18 protein-coding genes are annotated in these 23,294 nt (G+C 35.1%); 4 read left to right on the forward strand and 14 right to left on the reverse strand.

Annotation, left to right across the window (positions count from 1 at the left end; all coding sequences use genetic code 11):
- Positions 1 to 78 precede the first annotated feature (78 nt).
- The 14 genes from Cop2CBH44_RS05150 to clpP all read right to left on the reverse strand — a co-directional run bounded on the left by Cop2CBH44_RS05150 (position 79) and on the right by clpP (position 18,316).
- Complete coding sequence (locus Cop2CBH44_RS05150; RefSeq protein WP_021931333.1) at positions 79 to 456, reverse strand: RidA family protein; 378 nt, start codon at positions 454 to 456, stop codon at positions 79 to 81.
- 23 nt (positions 457 to 479) lie between these two features.
- On the reverse strand, positions 480 to 1,301 hold the full coding sequence (locus Cop2CBH44_RS05155; protein WP_200755926.1) for a Cof-type HAD-IIB family hydrolase: 822 nt from the start codon (positions 1,299 to 1,301) through the stop codon (positions 480 to 482).
- 199 nt (positions 1,302 to 1,500) lie between these two features.
- Positions 1,501 to 2,706, reverse strand: a complete 1,206-nt coding sequence (locus Cop2CBH44_RS05160) for a DUF418 domain-containing protein (protein ID WP_200755673.1) — start codon at positions 2,704 to 2,706, stop codon at positions 1,501 to 1,503.
- A gap of 245 nt (positions 2,707 to 2,951) precedes the next feature.
- Positions 2,952 to 3,290, reverse strand: a complete 339-nt coding sequence (locus Cop2CBH44_RS05165; RefSeq protein WP_200755674.1) for a carboxypeptidase-like regulatory domain-containing protein — start codon at positions 3,288 to 3,290, stop codon at positions 2,952 to 2,954.
- A 95-nt stretch (positions 3,291 to 3,385) separates the two neighbouring features.
- Positions 3,386 to 4,171, reverse strand: coding sequence for a C40 family peptidase (locus Cop2CBH44_RS05170; protein ID WP_021931337.1), 786 nt, complete (start codon positions 4,169 to 4,171; stop codon positions 3,386 to 3,388).
- A gap of 5 nt (positions 4,172 to 4,176) precedes the next feature.
- Positions 4,177 to 6,048 carry a DNA mismatch repair endonuclease MutL gene (mutL, locus tag Cop2CBH44_RS05175; protein ID WP_200755675.1) on the reverse strand — a complete coding sequence of 624 codons (1,872 nt, stop codon included), beginning with the start codon at positions 6,046 to 6,048 and terminating at the stop codon, positions 4,177 to 4,179.
- Positions 6,049 to 6,078: 30 nt separating this feature from the next.
- Positions 6,079 to 7,716, reverse strand: coding sequence for an OstA-like protein (locus tag Cop2CBH44_RS05180; RefSeq protein WP_021931339.1), 1,638 nt, complete (start codon positions 7,714 to 7,716; stop codon positions 6,079 to 6,081).
- 27 nt (positions 7,717 to 7,743) lie between these two features.
- On the reverse strand, positions 7,744 to 9,105 hold the full coding sequence (locus Cop2CBH44_RS05185) for a peptidylprolyl isomerase (protein WP_200755676.1): 1,362 nt from the start codon (positions 9,103 to 9,105) through the stop codon (positions 7,744 to 7,746).
- Between the two features lie 41 nt (positions 9,106 to 9,146).
- Positions 9,147 to 10,025: a peptidylprolyl isomerase gene (locus Cop2CBH44_RS05190; protein WP_055096529.1), complete on the reverse strand. Its 879-nt coding sequence runs from the start codon at positions 10,023 to 10,025 to the stop codon at positions 9,147 to 9,149.
- Between the two features lie 62 nt (positions 10,026 to 10,087).
- Positions 10,088 to 12,043: a peptidylprolyl isomerase gene (locus Cop2CBH44_RS05195; RefSeq protein WP_200755677.1), complete on the reverse strand. Its 1,956-nt coding sequence runs from the start codon at positions 12,041 to 12,043 to the stop codon at positions 10,088 to 10,090.
- Between the two features lie 215 nt (positions 12,044 to 12,258).
- Positions 12,259 to 13,734, reverse strand: a complete 1,476-nt coding sequence (guaB, locus tag Cop2CBH44_RS05200) for an IMP dehydrogenase (protein ID WP_021931343.1) — start codon at positions 13,732 to 13,734, stop codon at positions 12,259 to 12,261.
- A 252-nt stretch (positions 13,735 to 13,986) separates the two neighbouring features.
- Positions 13,987 to 16,167, reverse strand: a complete 2,181-nt coding sequence (gene recQ / locus Cop2CBH44_RS05205; protein WP_021931344.1) for a DNA helicase RecQ — start codon at positions 16,165 to 16,167, stop codon at positions 13,987 to 13,989.
- Positions 16,168 to 16,375: 208 nt separating this feature from the next.
- Positions 16,376 to 17,614 (reverse strand): ATP-dependent Clp protease ATP-binding subunit ClpX, encoded by a 1,239-nt coding sequence (clpX, locus tag Cop2CBH44_RS05210; protein WP_021931345.1) that lies wholly within the window; start codon positions 17,612 to 17,614, stop codon positions 16,376 to 16,378.
- 33 nt (positions 17,615 to 17,647) lie between these two features.
- Positions 17,648 to 18,316 carry an ATP-dependent Clp endopeptidase proteolytic subunit ClpP gene (clpP, locus tag Cop2CBH44_RS05215; protein ID WP_044230295.1) on the reverse strand — a complete coding sequence of 223 codons (669 nt, stop codon included), beginning with the start codon at positions 18,314 to 18,316 and terminating at the stop codon, positions 17,648 to 17,650.
- Between the two features lie 595 nt (positions 18,317 to 18,911).
- On the opposite strand from clpP, the gene Cop2CBH44_RS05220 reads away from it, so the two are divergent.
- The 4 genes from Cop2CBH44_RS05220 (at position 18,912) to Cop2CBH44_RS05235 (ending at position 23,292) form a co-directional block, all read left to right on the forward strand.
- A complete protein-coding gene (locus Cop2CBH44_RS05220; protein WP_021931347.1) occupies positions 18,912 to 19,223 on the forward strand; it encodes a hypothetical protein in 312 nt (103 codons plus the stop codon).
- 898 nt (positions 19,224 to 20,121) lie between these two features.
- Positions 20,122 to 20,319, forward strand: coding sequence for a helix-turn-helix transcriptional regulator (locus tag Cop2CBH44_RS05225; protein WP_087384143.1), 198 nt, complete (start codon positions 20,122 to 20,124; stop codon positions 20,317 to 20,319).
- A gap of 34 nt (positions 20,320 to 20,353) precedes the next feature.
- Positions 20,354 to 22,657, forward strand: coding sequence for an ATP-binding protein (locus Cop2CBH44_RS05230; protein ID WP_087384146.1), 2,304 nt, complete (start codon positions 20,354 to 20,356; stop codon positions 22,655 to 22,657).
- A gap of 2 nt (positions 22,658 to 22,659) precedes the next feature.
- Positions 22,660 to 23,292 carry a hypothetical protein gene (locus Cop2CBH44_RS05235; RefSeq protein ID WP_087384149.1) on the forward strand — a complete coding sequence of 211 codons (633 nt, stop codon included), beginning with the start codon at positions 22,660 to 22,662 and terminating at the stop codon, positions 23,290 to 23,292.
- Positions 23,293 to 23,294 lie beyond the last annotated feature (2 nt).

Consider the following 23,294-nt stretch of genomic DNA (forward strand, 5'->3'; position numbering starts at 1 on the left):
AAAACAACATATACATAAATTTTTCTACTTTCTCTTTAAAAAAGAAAGTAGAAAATACCTTGAATATAAACTTTGCAACTATTTCATTGCTATTACTTCTATTTCAATCTGACTATTTTTGGGTAATTCTTTTACTGCCACTGCTGAACGAGCAGGATAGTCATTTGCAAAATATTGAGCATATACCTCATTCATTTCTGAAAACAGGGTCATATCTGTTAAAAAAACAGTAGTCTTAACAACCTGTTTCATAGAACATCCTGCTTGTTTAAGAAGCGCTTCTATATTTTTAAAAATTTGCTCTGTTTGTATAGCAATATTACCTGTCACCATATTACCCGTGAAAGGATCTATTGGCAACACTCCTGAAAGAAAAACTAAATTTCCAGCTTCTATAGCCTGACTATACGGACCGATAGCTGCCGGAGCATTTGATGTTGAAATTACTTTTTTCATAGGACTTCAATTTTATTTAAATACTAAGCTACAATTTCCTTTAAAACAAATTTTTCAACAACATGTGCCACACCATCTTCTTCATTAGAACATGTTACATAATCAGCACAAGCTTTTACATCATCACAAGCATTAGCCATCGCGACTCCTAAACCTGCAAAACGAATCATTGATACATCATTGTATCCATCACCACAAGCTATTATTTCGTCCCGTGAGATTTTTAGATAATTAAGAAGATATTCCAAAGACTTAGCCTTATCAATACTTTGAGGAACCAGCTCTAAAAAGAATGGTTCCGAGCGATAAACACTCATTATATTTCCTAATTTTTCCTGTAATTGCTTTTCAGCCTTAGCTATCTTTCCACTTTCTCCAACCATTAAACATTTTGTTACAGGAAAATTTAAAGCATGAGTAAAGGAATCGACTCTCTCAATATTCATCTTATTCAGATTAGCTTCTATCAAAACATATTTATCCTCTGGATGTTCAGTAAGAATTGATTTATCTTTATACGATAATATCGCAGTGCCATATTCTTTTGACGCTCGATAAAGATGTGGTATCACATCTGAGGGTAATATCATCTCAAACAAAACTTTTTTTGTCTTATAATCAACAATTTTCCCTCCATTGTAAGATAAAATAAATCCTCCGTATTTTGATAGTTCCAACTCTTCTGCCAAAGGTATGATACCATATGTCGGCCTGCCCGAAGCCAACACAATCTTCATTCCTTTTTGTTGTATCCTGAGTAAAACTTGTTTTGTACGTAAGGTAATTTCTTTTTTTGCATTTGTTAGTGTTCCGTCCAAATCTAAAACAATCAGCTTATACATTATCTATCATTATAAATTTGGAACAAAGGTACAATAAAGAGAACAATTTATATATTCGAGATTCAAAAGGATTATCTTATTCTACCAATAAATAACTTAAATAATAAATTATATATTAAAAATTTTGACATAAAAACATAAAAGCTATATGCGCATTCGCTATAAATAAATTATTTAAAGATATATGTATATCCTAAAAAAACTACTTCCAAATACTTTCAGGTACACGAGATGAACCAATCCACGTAAGTCTTTTCCAAATACCTTCAAAAATTCCATGTTTATGATTTTTCATCCACCAAATACAAAATATCCACTGAGAAAGGAATAATGCTATACCAAACAAAAAACTATATGTTATCCCCATATATTGTCCCAAATAAAATCCCCAATGATAAAAAAATAACGAACCTATTATCGATTGTCCTATATAATTTGTCATACTCATTTTTCCATAGGGAGCAAAACGCATAAAAAATGACTTATCTTTTACATGGTAAAATACTAATAATAATCCCGTTACCAATATCACCATAAAACTCAGATTTGCCAGTGAACTAATAATTAATTGCAATGGAACAAGAATAGCCCCACGAGAAATATAATCTGGCAACATATTATTAATACCGTATAGAGGGAAAAAACAAATAAGGCCCAAAATTAAAGCCTTTATCCAGAACCACTCGTTCTCCGGTGTGTGTATAAAAAGTTTTTTCCGACCAACTAATAACCCCAACAAAAATAGCCCGGCAGTTTGTAGAATACGACCATGTTCAAGAGCCCATGTCATATTTGCCAATTGTCCTTCCCACAAATTCATTTTTATTGTATCCCCCAAAGAGCCATTGGATTGTACTTCATACGCTACACCAAAATAATAACGCGCCAAGCTCTCCCCTATTTCGTAATCTGTATTACATAATGCATATATTATTCTACCCCAATCTAAAGGCTGTAACAACAATATCGTTGACAATACAAGAAGCATCTTATTACTTACTCTGCAAAACAATACCAGAACTATGCCTATAATAGCGTACATTGTCAATATCTCACCTGTAAAGAACATCGCATTGAATTGCCCAATTACAAAAAGTATAAATAACCTCCATAAAAAACGTAAACGAAAATCCTCTCCACGACGTCTTTGATTATCATCCTGAATATAAAAGCTAAATCCAAACAATAATGCAAAAACTGCATAAGCTTTGCCACTAAAAGTAAAAAACAATCCGTTCCATATCGCCTTATCGGTAAATTGCATCCATTTAAACGGAGAGCTATCCGGAAACTGATAAAAATTAAAATGTTCTATACTGTGCAAGATAATGATACCCATTACCGCCAACCCTCTAAGTACGTCTGCCACATCAACTCTGGCATTTGGCTTAGCCATATCCAACTCCATGATATCAAATTTACGTATTATTCTATATTCTTATTTGGATGAAATCTTTATGAATGGGAACAAAAATAGTATAAAGTATGTAGAGTATTAAAAAATATATACAAAAAAATCTTTATTTATAATAATAAACATATGACTCGATACATAATGTAAGGCCTAAATTATTTCTTAAAATTCGACAAGACATAAAAAAACAGACCGATATGAAGTCTGTTTTTTTTATAAAAAGGAATATAATTTTATCTCTATTGTTTCAACAAGATTTTCAATTCTTTCTGGCTTGTAGCATCAAAAGAAATAGTTTGAGGTTGATAAGATATCATGCTTATCTGGATATTACAATCTTTACACACTCCTGATACTTTAAACTGACCATCTAAATCAGTAAAGACTTTTTTCCCATTTACCATTACTGTTACTCCCGGTAAAGACTCTCCTACCTCATCAGTCACCATTCCTTTTACCGTATATGCTTCAACTACTTTTCCAGATGGCGCTGTAACATTTTCATTTGTATTCTTATCAGATGCATAACTACTCAATGCTATACATACCATCATCATTATCCAAAATACCTTTTTCATTTTATCTATTTTTTTATTATTTATCTAGTGCAAATAAAACATGTACTTATTACGATAAAATGACAAAACGTATACAGAAAAATGAAAAATATATTTCATTCTATCAAACGGCAACGAGAATGTAGCATATGCGTATACCTATTCATATCTTTCCTAAAAATACCTTGGTTATCAATAGTATCTATCCGCACACTACCCGATGCATGTATTATTGTATTTGGTGTCAGAATAATTCCTACATGTATTACTTTTCCTTCAGAATTAGAAAAAAATGCTAAATCTCCAGGAGCTGATATTTCATGTTGTCCTAAGCGACGGCCACATAACGCTTGCTCCCGAGCATCACGAGGCAACCGAATTCCTTGAATAGCAAATACCGTCTGTATAAATCCGGAACAGTCTGTTCCTAATATATGCCTACCACCCCATAGATAAGGAGCATTCAACCATTTACGAGCGTCATTTATCAAAGCTCCAGCTCCTCTCCATTGTGGGTCAATCACTGATCCACTTATCAGACGTCCGGAAAGTGGTCCTAATGAGAAAGTTTGCAATGTATCATCATAAAAAGGTAAACGACTTCCTGAAGAAAGAATTACTGTGGAGTTCGTAATATTATCATATATTTCAGCAAAAGGGGAGCTTACAATAAAATATGACTCCTGTATAGACTGCCATATCTTTTCATCAACAAGACTGGCCATTTTCCAATCTACCCAGCCTTTGTATCCATCAATTGAAGATTCTATATAATACCAGCGACCTTCATCCTGAAGAACTGTAAAAGCTTCCCCATATATGAGTTGATTAACCATTTCACTGGTTTCGGACCTCTCTTTTCTCATCGGAATGACCGGATATTTTACTATTGCTCTTTGCATATTACTTACTTAAAGCGTTTTGTAATTTCATCATTTGAAAGAATAGATATGACAGTTTTACCATCCGGAGTATAATTGGGCATAACCGAAGCCAGCAAATCACTAACTAATTGTTCCATTTCAAGACTCGAAAGAACTTGTCCATAAGGAATAGCTGCTGCTTCAGCTAATGATAAAGCTAATCGCTCATGAACATCAGTTTTTACATCTCGCCCCTTTTCTGTCGCAGTTTCCAGCATATTCCAGATTAAAGTCTCAATATTCACTCCCTCTATACCTGAAGGAATACCATTTACAGAATAAACATTATTCCCCATGTCAGACAAATCAAAACCTAAAAACTGTAAATCAGCCATTATATTTTGTAGTATAGCCACTTGTGCTGTTGTCAATTGTATAATTTCAGGAAATAGTGTTCGTTGAGAAACACCTTGTTTTGCCTGAATACATGACATATAACGGTCAAATAAAATACGGACATGAGCCCTGTATTGGTCTACTATCATCAAACCCGATTTTACATTTGTCAATATATATCGACCTCTTATTTGCATAAAACTTCCACCTGTATCTCCCATATTATCCGTAGATATTACCGATTGTACTATCAAATTCTCTTCTGGGAGCTCATCATCTTCCTTATCAATTGCCGAAGTAAATATTTCAGATTCTTCCTCTTTACCTACTACAGGAACTTCTCCTGACGTAAATCCTGCGTATAATTTATTCCAATCAAAATCGGGACGACGACTGTTTTCTCCTGTAGACATCTTAAAAGGATTATACGAAGGATTAAAGTTAGACTTAGGAGGTGCAACTGGATTATTTTTTTGAAAGATTGGAATTTCAGGAGCATCGGCCATATCAAAGTCTATAGAAGGCACGGCACTGAATTTTCCTAATGCTTCTTTTACTGTCGCTGAAATAATCTGCCATATGGCCTGTTCATTCTCAAATTTTATTTCGGTTTTCGTTGGATGTATGTTAACGTCTATTTGTGAAGGTTCTACTGTAAAATTAATAAAATAATTCGGCATCTCACCTACAGGAATCAGCTGTTCATAGCTCTGCATCACAGCCTTATGGAAATAAGGATGTCTCATATATCTCCCATTTACAAAAAAATATTGCAAAGCATTACGCTTACGAGCAGCTTCCGGCTTACCAATATAACCAGATATCTTTATCAATGAAGTTTCTATTTCCAAAGGCAATAACTGTTGATTCATGCCTTTTCCATAAATGGAAACAATACGTTGCCTGAAATTACCCGGCTGAAGATTGAATAATTCATTATCATTATGTTTCAGAATAAATGATACTTCTGGATTTATCAAAGCAATACGTTCAAATTCATTAATAATATTACTTAACTCAACTTGATTGGACTTTAAAAACTTACGTCGAGCAGGAACATTATAAAAAATATTTTTAACACAAAAATTTGAACCCGTAGGACACGACACACACTCCTGTGATTCTACCGTGGAGGCAGCCAACGTAATCAAAGTCCCCATCTCATCTTCTTTCCGTTTCGTTCGCAACTCTACCTGAGCTATAGCGGCAATAGATGCAAGAGCCTCACCTCTAAATCCCATAGTATGCAACGAAAACAAATCATCGGCCACTCTAATTTTTGACGTTGCATGTCTTTCAAAAGCAAGCCGGGCATCTGTAGCGGACATCCCTTTTCCATTATCTATCACTTGTATCAAAGTACGTCCTGCATCTTTCAAAATAACCTGAATCAAACTAGCTTTTGCATCAACAGCATTTTCCACCAATTCTTTTATGACTGAAGCCGGTCGCTGTATTACTTCTCCTGCTGCTATCTGATTCGCTACTGAGTCGGGTAATAACTGTATAATATCACTCATGACGCTACAAAATGGTATTAATTCATTTATCTATTGATTGCTGAAACGGCGTTTCTTTTTCGGCATATCAGTTACTTGTTTCACAATTTTCCGAAATATATCTGCCGAATCTTTAGGTCTATAATCTTCAAACCACTGATAATCAGGTAAAAAAAGTTGATCTCTCTTTATCATAGGAACAGGAGTCAGGCTTCCCTGCACTTCAGGCCACATTATAAGTTTATCCATTTTCTGGTCCTTCAAAAACATCGTGAGAAAACTACTTTCTGCACGATTCAAGCCTGTGTATGAAGAATCTCTTTCCTGAGGATAAAATATCGTCTGCACATTTCCACTGACATCTACTTTATCCAACTGCCCCCCTTTAAAATAAGCCTTCAAATCTTTTCCTGCCAACTGATCGAAAAACAAAGAATCTTTCTGTTGCGCAGCAAATGCAAAATGAGGAATATGAGCCCAATCTACTGTACTATCATTCATAAATACCTTTATCGTATCTCCAAATATTTGATAATTATCGCTCCATACAATCGGATCCTTATACATATATATTGCCGAATCCCGAGTAAAATAGTTCATCGAATCACATACACCCTGCATATCATTACGAAAAAACCTCGTACCGTAATAAGCCTGCAACATACGAGTAGAATCGGGTAATGTAAAACCTTTCAAAGTATCAGCATGCAAATATAATGTATCTATCCCCGAATATTCCAACACCCGAGCCGAATCGGTTGCAAACGAATATTCTGTTTTTTCATTATAAAAACCATACTGACCCTCCATAATAACTTTCCGTAACGTATCGTTCATAAACATATTTCCGAATACCTCACCAAACCCTCTGTCCCTATCATAATAAATAGTATCACCCGTCAATTGCTGGCTTTTACTGACAACGATAGAACGGTCAAGCAACATGGATGTGTTATTCTGGGTATCGTACCATCCCCTTCTCGAATAAATAATATTACTATCCGAAACTATTACGGACGGGCCCAAAATATCTGCAATCTTTGTTACTGTGCTATACTCCAATGTATCGGAATACAATGTGTATTCTGGATTTACCAACTGCACATCATAATTAAATACCGCCCGTTTAGTATCCGGACTATATTGACCATAAATAGAGGTCAATTCATTTTCACTATCAACTAATTTACCTCCTTCAAAAAAATATCCGATATTAGGAACCAAATCATAATTAAGGCTATCTGTAAAAAGTACCATATCTTGATTTTCCATTCTCACATTTTCACGAAGACGGGCAATTTGCGTCACCCCATCATAGAACATGACATCACTATAAACAAACAATGTGTCTCCTTGCTCCATGCGTACATTACCGAAAGCATCTAAAGAATTACTTGCCTCATAAAAATAGGCACTATCACAAAACATATACATGCCTTCTTTACGAAAACGAACATTTCCCCTCAATATCTGATAATCAGGATTCAATTTTTCATCAAAATCAAGTGTCTCAGCAAATTCCAAATAAACTTTTTTCTGCGGATCATCTTTAACTGATGTCTTTGCTAAATGTTTGATTTTAGGAGGGTTCGGTCTATGTTGTGCCCATACACAAAGAACCAACAGGCATAAGATACCTACCAATATCTTATGCCTGTCCAAATATAAAAATCTATTTTTTCTACGCATCGAATCTATGATACCTTATTTCACTCTTTATTGCCTTACCCAACCGTCATATTTAAATTCACAATTTCGCCAGCCTTCCTTAATACGGATATAGGTTTCTTTCTGTTTCTTTTTGATCCATTCCTGAATAAGCTCATGCTGCTTAGCATTCTCTACAATACTTTTCAAAGCTTGATAATCATCTGAAATATTAGCTTTATGCCCTTCTGTCCGAGATTTCAACTTAACTATAGCAACAACCTCTTTTCCCCTCTTTTGGTTGATCATCGTAAATGGAGCGGATATATCCCCTACTGCCATTCCATCTACCACTTTGGCTATTTCTTGCGGTAAATTACGCATTTCAAATTTTGTTGTACCTGACTCCTGATTTACCATCAAGCCACTGTTATTCCGAGTGTCCTTATCCTGAGAAATATATTGTGCAGCTTCTTCAAATGTAAATTTTTTAGCATTAATATCCATCTTTAAAGAATCAAGTCGAGAAACAGCATCATCAATATCTTTCTGTGCAACCTCTGGCTTCAATAAAATATGACGTGTATTAATACGATCCCCTCGTTTCTCAATGAGCTGTATAATATGGTAACCAAACTCAGTTTCCACTATCTTAGAAACTTTCTTCGGGTCATTCAAATTAAAAGCGACATTGGCATACTCAGGAACAAGACTTCCTCTTCCCATAAAACCCAACTCACCTCCCATACGAGCTGAGCCAGGATCTTGCGAATACATAATCGCTAATGTAGAAAAGTCTGCTTCTCCTTTCATTACCCGGTCACTATACTCCCTCAATCGAGCTTTTATATTATCTATTTCCTGTTGCGGTATTTTCGGATTGATTGTTATTATCTGCACTTCTACCTGTGTAGGAATATAAGGAATACTGTCTATAGGCAAACCACTAAAATATCGACGAACTTCAGATGGCGTAATCTTTATATCTTTCACCAAATGGCGCTGCATTTCCTGTACAGTACCCTGTTCACGAACCATATCAGTAAGCTCTTCCCGTATCTGAGACAATGGCTTATTAAAGTATTCTTCCAGCTTCTCTTTAGAACCTATATTCGCAATAAAATAGTTCATACGAGCCTCCACTTGCTGTATAACCTGAGATTCCGGAATACTAATACTATCAAGTTTCGCCTGATGTAAAAACAGTTTTTGTATTGCTATCTGTTCCGGAATGACACAATAAGGATCACCATCAATTTTCTGTCCTTCGTATTGCAAATTTCGATATTGCTCTTCTACTTCTGACTTCAAAATAGCATCGTCTCCAACGATCCAGACGACTTCATCTACAACATTATCCTGAGCAACAACCGACAGTACAGGTATTACCATCAGGAACACCAGCCCTATAACTCTCGTTAACTTTCGCATCTTATCTTTTTTTATATAACATTTGTCTAACTTTCATATCTTCATTTTTCTCCTTGAAGACCCGGAAACTCTATTTCTCCTTTCTTAAAAGCCTCATCGTAAAGTTCTCTTTGAGTATTACGTATAAATTCATTTTTACGATGATTCAGCAATATCTCTTCTATTTGTTTCCGCGCAAAATCAAAAGGCATTTCACTACCTTCTGTAAGAACATCGCTAATATTCAACAAATATAAATAAGAACTATCCTGATATTCTATATTATGATGTGTTCGCAAAAAAGCAGTTTCATCTGAAATTTCATAAGGAATATTATTCATTACTTCCTTAAAAGGTATCCATCGATCATAAAAATATTCATAAATTACAGCATTCTGTAATCCATATTTCTCAATATTCTCTACGGCTTCAGACTTGCCCGATTTATACCATTTTTTCAACTGATTTATTCTAGGGGAATTATATGGAACTTTTAGAAAAAGCCCTTTAATAATCCCCGACTTCAATTTAAAACGGCCAGGATTAGCCTCATAATAGGCTTTTATTTCTGATTCAGGTATCTTTCTTGATAACTTTTCATTCATAAGCTGCTTTTGATACTCAAAAATAACTAAATCTCTCCTGTATTGCTCAATCATCCGTTCTATACGCACCATATCAGGAAGATTTTCTGCTGCAACATCATACAACAAAATATCTTCCGCCCATTGTTTTACAAAATTATCAGCAAATGTTGCACTATCTACCACTGATAATCCCCTCGGCAAAGCCTCATTCAACTCGGCTCGTGTAAGAATATGATCTCCTACCTTTACTAAAACATCATTCTCACTGCCGCTACCCGTGTTTTTCCCTCTACATCCCATAAAGAAATGTATTGCTAACAAACCAGCCATCGACAATGAGAATAATCTATACATAAAATGAGTCTTATCTTGTACATTTATATCAGGGTATAAATGTACAACGAAATCTGTTGATTCTAATGCTTATTAACTGTTTTTAGAACATCTTCATGTATTTCAACCGGATATTTTCGATTTAAATTGTCTACCCATAACTTCTCAAGATAATTTTGATAATCAGCGGTAACTTGTCCCCGAACATCGGTAAAACACTCCGGCATCTTTTTCAACTTCTTACCTGAAACAAATATAACCGGCAACTTCTCATCTATAGCAGCATTTTTATCTTTAAATATCAGTTTATCCACAATATTATTATCTCCTTGAACATAAAGTCCCTTCACTATTTTAACAGAAGTAACACTATCGTTATTAAATTCCTTATTAATATAAAAAACTACTGAATCAGCAGGTAATGACTTCATTCTTTTCTTTACAGCCTTTGCCACATCTTTATCTATACAACTAACAGCATATCCTTTATAATGGGGCTTATCCCATGCATAAGCTTTTTTATTTTCTTTAAAATATTTTGCTAAACCGTCCTCATCTTTAGCTGCTTTATCCCAAACTTCACGATTGCTAATCTCAAAAAGTAACATTCCATCCCGATATTCATTCATTAAATTACGAAAATCGGCATATTTATTTTCCAATTGAGAGTCTTCATATTTCAATATCTGGCTATCTATATAAGCATTAAGCTTATCATTCAGATATGTTATTGCATCAATAGAAGCATTTCCTCTACGCATTTTTTTCATATAATCAGCAAACCCAGACACTGGATAATCATTTCCTGCCAATGAAAACAAAGAAGCTTGATTATTTTTAACAGTTGCTATAAACAGGGAATCAGCCGGAAACATAGTCTTTGCAAACTGTTCAAGTTTTACTTTTTCAACTGTATTTAAAGCATATCTATAATCAACTTTCAGTTTTTCGATAAGAGCTTTTTGGCCTTGATTTCCTCGCTCATCCTGAGAAATACGCCGCATAATATTTGGTTTCATATCCTCAAAAGATTTTATAGAACGACGATCAAGCAATTTAATAATATGCCATCCGTAAGGTGACAATACGGGTTCCGATATATCCCCCTTATTCTTTAATGCAAAAGCTGCGTCTTCATATTCTTTTACAATACGCCCTGTTCCAAACCAAGGTAACTCTCCTCCTCTTTGCCCAGAAGCTTTATCTTCTGATTTTTCTTTAGCAATTTTAGCAAAGTCGCCACCTTGTATTACTTCCTGATATATCTCTTTCGCCTTTAACTCTTTTTCTTTCTTCGTCTCATTCGAAGAATTCGCCGGAACCATAATCATAATATGAGAAGTAAGCACTTCCCCACGATCTGGCCTACGATTAGAAACTTTAATCAAATGATATCCAAAGGACGTAAGAACCGGTTCTGAAACAGAACCTACAGGTGTATTATAAGCAGCCGTTTCAAACGGATATACAGTCATAAAACCGGTAATATAACCTAAATACCCACCATTATTTACTACCGACGGGTCTTCAGAATATTGCTTGGCTAATTTCGTAAAATCCTCACCTTTACGAATACGCTCTAATACAGAAAAGGCTTTCTGATAGACCTTTTCCCTCTCCTCAGAAGAAGCTCCCGGACTTACTTTAAACAAAATATGGCTTACTTCTACATTTTCTTTCAAACGGTCATATGCCTCATGAGCTAAACGGTCGTCAACTCGACTATCCACCAAATAAGGTTGAGCTAACTGAGTTCGATATCCCGCCAATTCATTTATAAAAGCTTTTGTTGTATCAATGCCATTAGCCTCAGCTTCAGCAACTTTGAGCTTATAATTTTTAAACAATGTTACATATTCGTCTAACGACTTATTATCTATCTGCTGTTGATTATTCTTGTTATAAATATACTCAAACTCAGATCGTTTAATACTTTTTCCATTTATTTTCATTAATTCAGGATCATCGTTCTGGCTATAACCGGGCCAAGCCAACGAACAACCAACATAAAGCGATACTAATAACCAATTGTTTTTCATCGTTTTTTATCGTTTTCTACAATTATAAATGATATATTTCAATTTCATTTTGTTTCATACAATCTTGTATTCTACAAAAAGAATACACTAATTTAACGAATCAAATATAAGAAAATTATATTTATTCTGATAAATTAGTGTATTTATCTGTCCTTATTTTAATAGTATAGACTTTGGTGTTTTTTATATACACGCAAAAATCTCATCTTATGTTATTAGGCCCTACTACTATAATTAGGAGACTCACTCGTAATTGTAACATCATGAGGATGACTCTCTGCTACTCCGGCATTCGTTATACGGGTAAATTTAGCCTGATGCAAAGCTTCTATATCAGCAGCACCACAATAACCCATACCTGCACGTAATCCTCCCACCATCTGATAAATCACTTCATATAAAGAACCTTTATATGGAACTCGTGCAGCAATTCCCTCAGGAACTAATTTCTTTACATCAGTTTCACCTGCTTGGAAATAACGGTCCTTCGAGCCCTTTTCCATAGCTTCTAACGACCCCATTCCACGATATGATTTAAATTTTCGTCCGTTATAAATAATCGTTTCACCAGGAGACTCTTCTACTCCGGCCAACAAACCACCTAACATAACAGAATATCCTCCAGCGGCTAAAGCCTTAACAATATCTCCCGAATAACGGATACCCCCATCAGCAATCAACGGTATACCCGTACCCTCTAAGGCTTTTGCTACATCATAAACCGCAGACAACTGGGGAACCCCCACTCCCGCAATTACACGTGTCGTACAAATAGAGCCCGGTCCAATACCAACTTTTACACCATCGGCTCCGGCATCCACCAAATAACGAGCAGCCTCACCTGTTGCAATATTACCGACAACTACATCAATCTGAGGATAGGCAACCTTTACTTGTTTCAAAACAGATACTACACCTTTAGAATGGCCATGTGCTGTATCAATAACTATTGCATCAACTCCCGCATCTACCAAGGCTGCAACACGCTCCATCGAATCAGCAGTCACTCCTACTCCAGCAGCAACACGCAAACGTCCCAACTTATCTTTACAAGCAAAAGGCTTGTCTTTTGCTTTTGTTATATCTTTATAAGTAACCAACCCTATCAATTTTCCATTCTTATCTACAACCGGCAACTTTTCTATTTTATGATTTTGCAATATATCAGCGGCCTGTTGTAAATCAGTCGACTGATTTGTTGTAACTAAATTTTTAGAAGTCATCACTTCATCTATGGTACGACGCAAGTTCTTCTCAAAACGGAGATCTCTATTGGTTACAATACCTACTAATCGTCGCTCGTCATCAACTACAGGAATACCTCCTATATGATATTCGCTCATCAGATCAAGGGCATCCTTTACTGTAGAACCTCTTTTAATCGTTACCGGGTCATAAATCATACCGTTTTCTGCACGTTTCACAGAATGTACTTGCTTGGCTTGAGCTTCTATCGACATATTTTTATGTATAACTCCAATTCCCCCTTCACGGGCAATTGCTATAGCCAATTGAGCTTCTGTAACCGTATCCATAGCAGCAGAAACTAACGGAATATTTAACTGAATATTTCGTGAAAACTTGGTAGTAAGTTTAACTTCACGCGGTAAGACTTCGGAATAAGCGGGGATTAACAATACATCATCAAACGTTAACCCATCCATAACAACTTTATCTGCAATAAATGACATATGAGGTAGGTGTTAAAAATTTATTGCGTACAAAGATAATTATTTTTTTAATGAATATTTATACGACCGGAAAATTTTTCTCATTTTTTTAAGATTTCACCCATACACTACCCTCAAAAAGTAGAATCGATAATTACAAAAATAGAACATCTATTTTCAAATTGCTCATTCTTCACAATAAAGTATTGTACAAATAGAAAAGGCACTTATAAAACAGTGCCTTCTCCCCCACATTCAATTATTATAGTTTTATTAATTACCCATTTCCGAAAGAAACTTGATACGAACCAAGCGTATCTCTTCTTCTGTATAATCTCTACCTAATTCATTGATGGCATCTTCAAGACTATCGGAATCAGCTTCTTTAAAATACTCAAATATATCTTCAATATGGTCCTCATCCATTATTTCCTGCAAGAAATAATCTATATTTATTTTAGTACCTGAATATACTATAGCTTCTACCTCATCTAATAAATCAGAAAATTCTAATCCTTTCGATTCGGCCAATTCATCTAAAGCAATTTTACGATCTATACCTTGTATTATAGAAACTTTCAATTTAGATTTATTAGCAACCGTCCTAACTCGCAAATCTTCAGGACGTTCTATTTCATTCTCATCACAATGAATTTTGATTACTTTAATAAATTCTTCTCCGTAACGTTTTGCCTTACCGGCCCCTACTCCGGGAATATTCTGCAACTCTTCTATCGTTACCGGATAAGTCGTTGCCATCGCTTCCAATGAAGGATCCTGAAATATGACATAGGGAGGAAGTTCTAGTTTCTTTGCAATCTTTTTCCGTAAATCCTTCAATATCGAATATAATGTGGGATCGACAGCACATGAGGCCCCTCCTTTCATTGGAACCTCTTCCTCTATCTCTTCAAAATCATTATCTTCCACTATCTTAAATGAAACAGGCTTTTTAAGGAAAGCCAATCCAGCTTTAGTCACTTTCAATAAACCATAATTCTCAATATCTTTATCGAGATAACCTGCAATAAGAGCTTGCCGTATTACGGCATTCCACGTTTTCTCTTCTTCACCCTGTCCGCACCCGAATACTTCGAGTTCATCCTGATGATATGATAACACTTCTGTTGTTTCTTTTCCTAACAAAACATCGATCACATGATCGGCTTTAAACTTTTCCTTTAATGCTACGACAGTTTCAATAACTGCACAAAGTAAATCTTGAGCTTCCACTTGTTTCTTTGGGTTTAAACAATTGTCACAATTTCCACAATTTTCCTCATTATATTCCTCACCGAAATAATGCAACAACAATTTTCTACGACATACTGACGACTCAGCATATGCTGCCGTTTCAAGCAATAGCTGTTTTCCGATTTCTTGCTCGGCTATGGGTTTCCCCTGCATAAACTTTTCAAGCTTTTGCAGGTCCTTATTCATATAGAATGTTATACACTGCCCTTCACCTCCATCACGTCCGGCTCTCCCAGTCTCCTGATAATATCCTTCAAGACTTTTCGGTATATCATAATGTATCACATACCTCACATCAGGCTTATCAATTCCCATACCAAAAGCTATAGTTGCTACAATTACATCTACTTTCTCAAGCAAAAATGCATCTTGATTTTGAGTACGTGTAGCAGAGTCCATTCCGGCATGATAGGGTAAAGCATTTATCCCATTTACTTTCAAAGTTTCAGCCAGCTCCTCTACTTTCTTCCGACTCAAACAATAGATTATACCAGATTTTCCCGGCTGATTCTTGATATAACGAATTATATCCTTATCGACATTTTGGGTTTTGGGACGTACTTCATAATATAAATTCGGACGATTAAACGACGATTTAAAAACCGCAGAATCGGTCATTCCCAGATTTTTCTGAATATCGTGTTGTACCTTCGGTGTTGCTGTTGCTGTAAGAGCAATCAGCGGATGAGATCCTATTTCATTAATAATGGGACGTATACGACGATATTCAGGACGAAAGTCATGCCCCCATTCTGAAATACAGTGCGCTTCGTCCACTGCATAAAACGAGATTTTAGCTTGTTTAAGAAATTCAATATTTTCCTCCTTCGTCAAGGACTCCGGAGCAACGTACAATAATTTAGTCTTACCAGACAGAATATCTGTCTTAACCTGGTCGATTGCAGATTTATTTAAAGATGAATTTATAAAATGTGCTACGCCATCTTCTTCACTGAAATTGCGCATAGCATCTACCTGATTTTTCATCAAAGCAATTAAAGGAGAAATAACTACCGCTGTACCATCAAGCAATAAAGAAGGCAACTGATAGCACAACGATTTACCACCCCCGGTAGGCATCAATACAAATGTATCTTTACCCGCCAACAAATTTTCGATAATTGCCTTTTGGTTACCCTTAAAGGTGTCAAAACCGAAATATTTTTTCAGCTCTTCTGTCAGGTTTATCTCTTTAGTCATGCAATTCTGTGATTAACAACGTAAATATCAATATCAAAATCCGCACTAAACTTTGAACTATAACAAATTTATAAACAAGTCTGCAAAATAACCAACTATTTTTACTCTTTTTTCTAAGTACGTATAAAATTTATTATTACAATCTTGAAAAACAAATATACAACATTGATTTCTTACAAACCAATATTTTCTTACAAAAATACCAATTTTAATGTAGAGTCAACATGTTTGTTTTCGCCAGCTTCTCTTCTGCATACTCTCTAGTTATCACCAAAGACTTTTCGTCAGAAGAAGGCATATCAAACATAGCATCCATCATAATATTTTCAGCAATTGAGCGTAATCCTCTCGCACCCAACTTGAATTCTATCGCTTTCTCTACAATAAAATCAAGAGCACTTTCGTCAAACGTGAGCTTGATATCATCCATTTCAAACAACTTTACATATTGCTTGATAATAGAATTTTTGGGTTCTGTCAAAATACGACGTAAAGATTTTTTGTCTAACGGTTCGAGATAAGTAAGAATAGGCAATCGTCCGATTATTTCAGGAATCAATCCAAAAGATTTTAAATCCTGAGGCGATACATATTGCAATAAATTGTCTCTATCTATCTCCGCCGTTTTTTTCCCTGCAGTATACCCGACAACACGAGTATTGAGCCGCATAGCTATTTTTTTCTCTATACCATCAAATGCACCACCGCATATATACAATATATTTTTTGTATTTACGGCAATCATTTTCTGATCCGGATGTTTCCGTCCCCCTTGAGGAGGAACATTTACAACTGAGCCTTCAAGTAACTTAAGAAGTCCCTGCTGTACACCTTCTCCACTGACGTCCCGAGTTATCGACGGGTTATCACTCTTTCTGGCAATCTTATCAATCTCGTCAATAAACACGATTCCTCGTTCCGCAGCCTCAACATTATAATCTGCAACCTGCAACAGACGGGTCAGAATACTTTCTATATCTTCCCCTACATACCCGGCCTCGGTAAGAACTGTAGCATCTACAATAGTAAATGGCACATGCAACATACGAGCAATCGTTTTAGCCAGCAGAGTTTTTCCTGTCCCGGTAGGGCCGACCATGATTATATTTGATTTTTCAATCTCTACATCGTCTTTGTCCGCAGTCTGATTTTGTAATAATCGTTTATAATGATTAAACACCGATACAGCTAAAAATCGTTTAGCTGCATCTTGTCCAATCACGTATTCATCCAAAAACTTCTTGATTTGTTGTGGCCGGGGCAAATCTTTTTGAGTGAAACCCAGAGCCGAATTCTGTTTCTTTTTCTTTCCAAAAGCTTCTTCAGTAATCAGATACGCCTGTTCAGCACACGTATCGCAAATATATCCTGTTTGTCCGGCAATTAACAGATTCACTTCTTTCTCTGACCTGCCACAAAAACTACATTTATTCTCTTGTTTTGCCATTATTCTCTTTCCGGTATCTTTTCTTTTTTCTTTTTATTTATTCCGTACCAGCACTTCATCTATCATACCATATTCTTTTGCCTCTGCAGCAGTCATCCAATAATCTCGGTCTGAATCTTTCTCTACTTTCTCATACATATTTCCTGAATGATCTGCAATAATAGTATACAACTCCTTTTTCAACTTCTGTATCTCTCTCGCTGTAATTTCTATATCAGAAGCTTGGCCCTGAGCCCCCCCCATAGGCTGATGAATCATTACTCGAGAATGACGAAGAGCAAAGCGTTTTCCCTTAGTACCTGCAACTAAAAGAACCGCACCCATAGAAGCAGCCATACCGGTACAAATAGTCGATACATCACTTGCGACATATTGCATCGTATCATATATTCCTAAACCAGCATATACACTGCCACCCGGAGTATTTAAATAAATTGAGATATCTTTACCCGGATCTGCAGAGTCAAGATAAAGCAACTGAGCTTGTATAACATTGGCAGTATAATCATCAACTTGAGTCCCCAAAAATATTATACGGTCCATCATCAAGCGAGAAAACACATCCATTTGGGCCACATTTAACTGACGCTCTTCTATAATCGTCGGAGAAATATAACTACTGGATATATCCATATATTGATCTAAAGCGAGACCATTCATTCCTAAATGTTTGGTCGCATACTTTCTAAAATCGTTTGTCATAATTTTTCGTTTACAATTAAAATCTATATTATTTTTCTCAAACAAAGGTATAAATAATTTTATCAAACATACAAATAAATTTTACGCTGATAAAGAATATTCATATCTATTATTCGATTATTGTCCGTAACTAACAATAACCATTCTCAAAACAGCACATATCTTTATAACATTTATATTTTAAGAAATGTTGAATAAATATTTTGTATAAAACAAAGTAATATATTAAAGAATCAGATTACATTTTAAGCAAAAGCTCAAAAACTTGAATAATTTTTCGACTGATTTAAAGGAAGAAAAACTAATAATTAATTATTAAATAATGGTGGAATAAGTCAAATACAATATCAATAAAATCTCCATTATAATGACTTAATACATCTGAATAAACTATTTCCTAAATATAAAGGAGCTACTGTCATAATCGAAGTAAGTCGCACCCAAAAAGGAAAAAACAAACTATAAAAAGGATATAAGATATAATTCTATGGTGAAAAATATTATACTTTTATTATATTTGTAAATAGTTGAATGATAGATAAAAAACATTTAAAAATATACAAAAATAGAATTACAAACCTAAAGAGTTAAATGTATGAATAAAAAAATGTTATTTTGTATTGGAGTTTGTGCAACTATATTTTGTTGTACAAATGGTAAAAAGGCGAAAGAAAGCTATTCTAATAACAAAGCTGATTCTTTGTCCACAAACATTATAGGAATAACAGAAAATACAAATGACAGTGCTGTTTTTGTTGTAAACGGACATGAACTACCATTAGATATACTATCAGCTATTGATAGGAATAAAATAGCAACAATAACAGTTGTTAAAGATACTACACTTGCGAAAAGATATGGAGAAAAAGGAAAAAGAAACGGGGTTGTACTTATAACTCTAAAATAAAAATAAACCTTCTGAAATATACTGAAAGGTTTATTGCCATATTTTTCTATATGTGGTTTTTATATAGATTTATACCTATTGGAAAGCACACAATAAACATAATCAAGATAGACAAGAAATCAAGAGAAATAATTTCAAATAAACATAATAAAAGAATAACTATGTGAAATCATTATATTAAAATGAAAAAGGTTAGTGCAAATATCACAAAATATACAGATAGTATTGCTTTGTATGCAGGTTACCGAACTCCATTTGTTGCCGGTGGGCTCTCAAATTTTATAAACACAGACAAAAAAATGGCAGACAATTACAAAAAAATTATAGTACAACTATAATAGCCATTAAAGCAAGTTATGGTAAATTGGATTTAGTAAAAAATATATATAAATTACTTCTTCAAATAATCTCATGAATAAGTCTCATGAAAATTACTTTAAACCTCGTATCTTTTATTGAAATGGAAAAAAGAAAAAGTTCTGAAATTTAAAAATTTCAGAACTTTTTCTTTTAATTTTCGCGGTGCGTACGGGACTAACGGAGTCTTTAATCAATACTGAAATTCAGTTTGTTATAAAAATCTTCCAGAAAAAGCACCCAGCTCTGCACCTGCTTCATTTCTATGTTTTTCCGATAGGAATTTGCCTTGTTCCAACATTACAAAGTTAATGATTTATATTGGATAATCAAGCGGATAAACATTATTAATGCCAATCAGACTTTCAAGAATGTAGCTACCAAGAGGAAAGGAACGATGAGATTATGTAATGTAATCAAGCTGTACTTCACTTGTAACATCCATTTATCAAATAAATTGAGTTTAATATAGCAACGCTTTGAGGAATAAAAAATATTTCATTAAATTTGCGTGATAGTTTAATTTATTAGATTTACAGCTATGAATAAAGACTTGAATAGAATTAAGGTTGTCTTAGTGGAGAAACACCTGACAAGCAAATGGCTTGCGGAAAAATTAGGTAAGTCAACTTGTACAGTGAGCAAATGGTGCTCTCAAAAGTCACAACCAGATTTGCAGACCATGAACCAGATTGCGACTCTGCTTGACGTGAAATTAAGCGAACTTATTGTGGATTGAGAGATATCTTTTCAAGTTTATTTAACGTACGACAATGAAAATTCCATTTGCGATATCAGCAAGAACAGCGCATCTTATTGGTATGGAGAACTTTGCCAATGCTGAAGGAGCTATTATAGAGCTGGTAAAGAATGCTTATGACGCGGATGCGGATACTTGTGTAGTAGTGGCAGATATCCGAGAAGATAATGTAAAATCCAAACTGTTCATAATTGATAATGGTTCAGGAATGACAGATGAAATTATCATCAAGCATTGGATGACGATTGGCACGGATGATAAGCTTCTCAATGCCCGTTCTTCAAATAAAAAGCGTGTTAAAAGTGGGGCAAAAGGTATTGGTCGATTTGCTTTGAACAGATTAGGGACTTCTGCAGAGATGTTGTCTTTTGCTAGTAACGAGTTTGGCAAAGGTTATGTGTGGAATGTTGATTGGAAAAAGTTTGATAAAGCACGTGTGCTTTCGGATGTAGAAGCAAACTTAGAAGAAATTACTATTGACTATTTGGCAAGTAAACTTAATGAATATGGCATTAACAGATTGCCAATATATGACAAATTAGTTTCTGAAAATTTTCACGGAACAATCCTTTGTATATCCCATCTGAATGACGATTGGAATGACGATGCTCTGAATGGATTGTTGAAGAACCTTGAGATGCTCATCCCCGCAGAGTTACAATCATCTTTTGAATTGTATCTGTACAAGATGCATGATTTGCAGTGGAGTGGAAAGGTTAATCCGATGGAGTATGAGGATTATGACTATAAAATTTCTGCTCAGTATGAAGGAGGTCGTGAAATACAGATAAAGATTGAGAGAAATGAATTGAACTTTTCTAAACTTGAAACATTTTACAGCAAAGTATTTCTGCGAGATGCAATGAAAGTAGAACCATTTCGTTTAGAGGATTTTCAAAAAAGAGAAATCACTCAAACTATTCAAATAAACGAAAAGGTTGATGCTAATCTGCTAGAGCAGGTCGGGAAATTTGGATTTACATTCTTCTTTCTAAAAAATACGTTAAAGGATGATCGAGACAAGGATGGGAATCAAAAATATCCATACAATTTATTTGATGAATCAGCCCGTACTCATTGGCTTGACAGGTTTGGCGGTGTGCGTATCTATCGCGATGAATTCCGTGTCCGTCCGTACGGAGAGAACGGGGATGATTGGTTGGGTTTAGGTCGCAGACAGGCAAAGAGTCCTGGTGGTGCCGGTCAGAAAATGGGCGGTTATAGAATCCGTCCCAATCAGATTGCTGGTGTCGTCAAGATTTCAAGATTGACAAATGCGGCTTTCGAGGATAAATCAAGTCGAGAGGGTATTCAAGAAAATGCGGTTTTCGCTTTGTTTAAAAATCTGTTGTTGCAGATAATCTCGGCTTTCGAGCTTGATCGTAATACCATCATGTACAATCTGTCGGAACTGTACAAAGAAGAACATCCACAGACAGCACAAGCAAAGGAGATTGCCAATAAGGCTCTTGAGTCTAAAGATGAGAATTTGTCGAAAGAAGCAGAAGATTTAAAGATTCTTGCTGCTGATTATAAGTCTTTGGAGACAGAACTCAGTGACAAGGAGGCTGAACTTTCAATGCTTCGTGGACTGGCGAGTATGGGAATATCTTCTGCTACATTTACCCATGAACTCCGAAGCGTAATGCTTCGTCTTTTACCGAGAAACGAGTTGCTTAAGAATATTCTTCTGCAATATCTACCAGAAAAACAGTTTGAAGGAATGCGTTTCGACAATCCATATCAGGAGTTAAGAAACATGAAAGCAGAAGACGAGAAACTTTATAATTGGCTCCTTTATTCTTTAAACTCAATACGTCGAAGTAAAAGGGATTGGGTAGATATTGATTTGTCGAATTACTTTACTTTGTTTATTGAGTCATGGAAGCCTATCCTATTAAGAAAATTGATACATATTGATCTCCAATTAATAAACATGGATGGTACGTTCCTAAAAGGATTCGAAATGGATTTGGATAGTATATTCAATAATTTTGTAACAAATTCCATATCTGCATTCCTCACTTCAAAGGAAGAGAATAAAACGATTTCAGTACGTGTGAGCAATGACCATGGATATGCTGTAATAGATTTTGTTGATAATGGTATCGGACTTTCTCAAGAATATAAAAATACCCCAGATGTTATTTTTAATGCTTTCGAGACATCTATAGTGGATAATCAGAACAATAAGATTGGCACTGGCATGGGATTGTTTATCGCGAAAGGCATTATCAGCAAATATCCGGATGCAATGATTGCATTACTGCCTGTTGAGAAAGGCTTTGGAATAAGAACAATATTTAAGATCAAATAATTATGAACGATAAAATCAGATTAGTCTATTTAGATGAAGATGAGGGCTGGCAGTCACAAGCTCATTCTGTACTGAAGAACGACTTTCAGCTTCACATTCCACAATCTATGCCTCAAAATATAGAAGATATTTGGCGGGAGATATGCGAATTCGATGCACAAGCTGTATTAATTGATTATCGCTTGAATAATACAGGGGTAGTATCATATACTGGCGATGATGTGATACATGTACTTCATCGTCACAACAAACATCTACCAATGTTCATTATAACATCATTTGAGAGTAATGCATTAATAGAGTGTAAAGAAGCCCAAATAATCCGTGGTAAAGAATTATTTACTGATGCAAATCAGTACGAAAAGCTAAAGAGTATTATTACGGCAAATGTAAATAATTACAATAGTCGTAAGGCTTCGGCTGAAAATATAATTAAACATCTTCAAGATAAAGTTTCCAAAGGGGAGAACTTGACAAATGAAGAGTCGGTCGCAAGGTTTGAGGCTGAACTTTACTTGTCAGAGTTGGATTTGGATAATAGCGTTCATGCTGATTTGATTACAAGCAAATCAAATGAGACATTAGAGGAGTTGTTGAAAGTCGCCCAAAGTATTGTTGATTTACACAAGAAGTAAAC

Origin of the sequence: Coprobacter secundus subsp. similis, from assembly GCF_015097275.1 — a bacterium.
Classification (GTDB): Bacteria; Bacteroidota; Bacteroidia; order Bacteroidales; family Coprobacteraceae; genus Coprobacter; species Coprobacter secundus.

Coding starts and splice junctions, on each gene's coding strand:
- Cop2CBH44_RS05150 (WP_021931333.1), bottom strand. CDS start 456: ATGAAAAAAGTAATTTCAACATCAAATGCTCCGGCAGCTATCGGTCCG.
- Cop2CBH44_RS05160 (WP_200755673.1), bottom strand. CDS start 2,706: ATGGAGTTGGATATGGCTAAGCCAAATGCCAGAGTTGATGTGGCAGAC.
- Cop2CBH44_RS05165 (WP_200755674.1), bottom strand. CDS start 3,290: ATGAAAAAGGTATTTTGGATAATGATGATGGTATGTATAGCATTGAGT.
- Cop2CBH44_RS05170 (WP_021931337.1), bottom strand. CDS start 4,171: ATGCAAAGAGCAATAGTAAAATATCCGGTCATTCCGATGAGAAAAGAG.
- mutL (WP_200755675.1), bottom strand. CDS start 6,048: ATGAGTGATATTATACAGTTATTACCCGACTCAGTAGCGAATCAGATA.
- Cop2CBH44_RS05180 (WP_021931339.1), bottom strand. CDS start 7,716: ATGCGTAGAAAAAATAGATTTTTATATTTGGACAGGCATAAGATATTG.
- Cop2CBH44_RS05185 (WP_200755676.1), bottom strand. CDS start 9,105: ATGCGAAAGTTAACGAGAGTTATAGGGCTGGTGTTCCTGATGGTAATA.
- Cop2CBH44_RS05190 (WP_055096529.1), bottom strand. CDS start 10,025: ATGTATAGATTATTCTCATTGTCGATGGCTGGTTTGTTAGCAATACAT.
- Cop2CBH44_RS05195 (WP_200755677.1), bottom strand. CDS start 12,043: ATGAAAAACAATTGGTTATTAGTATCGCTTTATGTTGGTTGTTCGTTG.
- guaB (WP_021931343.1), bottom strand. CDS start 13,734: ATGTCATTTATTGCAGATAAAGTTGTTATGGATGGGTTAACGTTTGAT.
- recQ (WP_021931344.1), bottom strand. CDS start 16,167: ATGACTAAAGAGATAAACCTGACAGAAGAGCTGAAAAAATATTTCGGT.
- clpX (WP_021931345.1), bottom strand. CDS start 17,614: ATGGCAAAACAAGAGAATAAATGTAGTTTTTGTGGCAGGTCAGAGAAA.
- clpP (WP_044230295.1), bottom strand. CDS start 18,316: ATGACAAACGATTTTAGAAAGTATGCGACCAAACATTTAGGAATGAAT.
- Cop2CBH44_RS05220 (WP_021931347.1), top strand. CDS start 18,912: ATGAATAAAAAAATGTTATTTTGTATTGGAGTTTGTGCAACTATATTT.
- Cop2CBH44_RS05225 (WP_087384143.1), top strand. CDS start 20,122: ATGAATAAAGACTTGAATAGAATTAAGGTTGTCTTAGTGGAGAAACAC.
- Cop2CBH44_RS05230 (WP_087384146.1), top strand. CDS start 20,354: ATGAAAATTCCATTTGCGATATCAGCAAGAACAGCGCATCTTATTGGT.
- Cop2CBH44_RS05235 (WP_087384149.1), top strand. CDS start 22,660: ATGAACGATAAAATCAGATTAGTCTATTTAGATGAAGATGAGGGCTGG.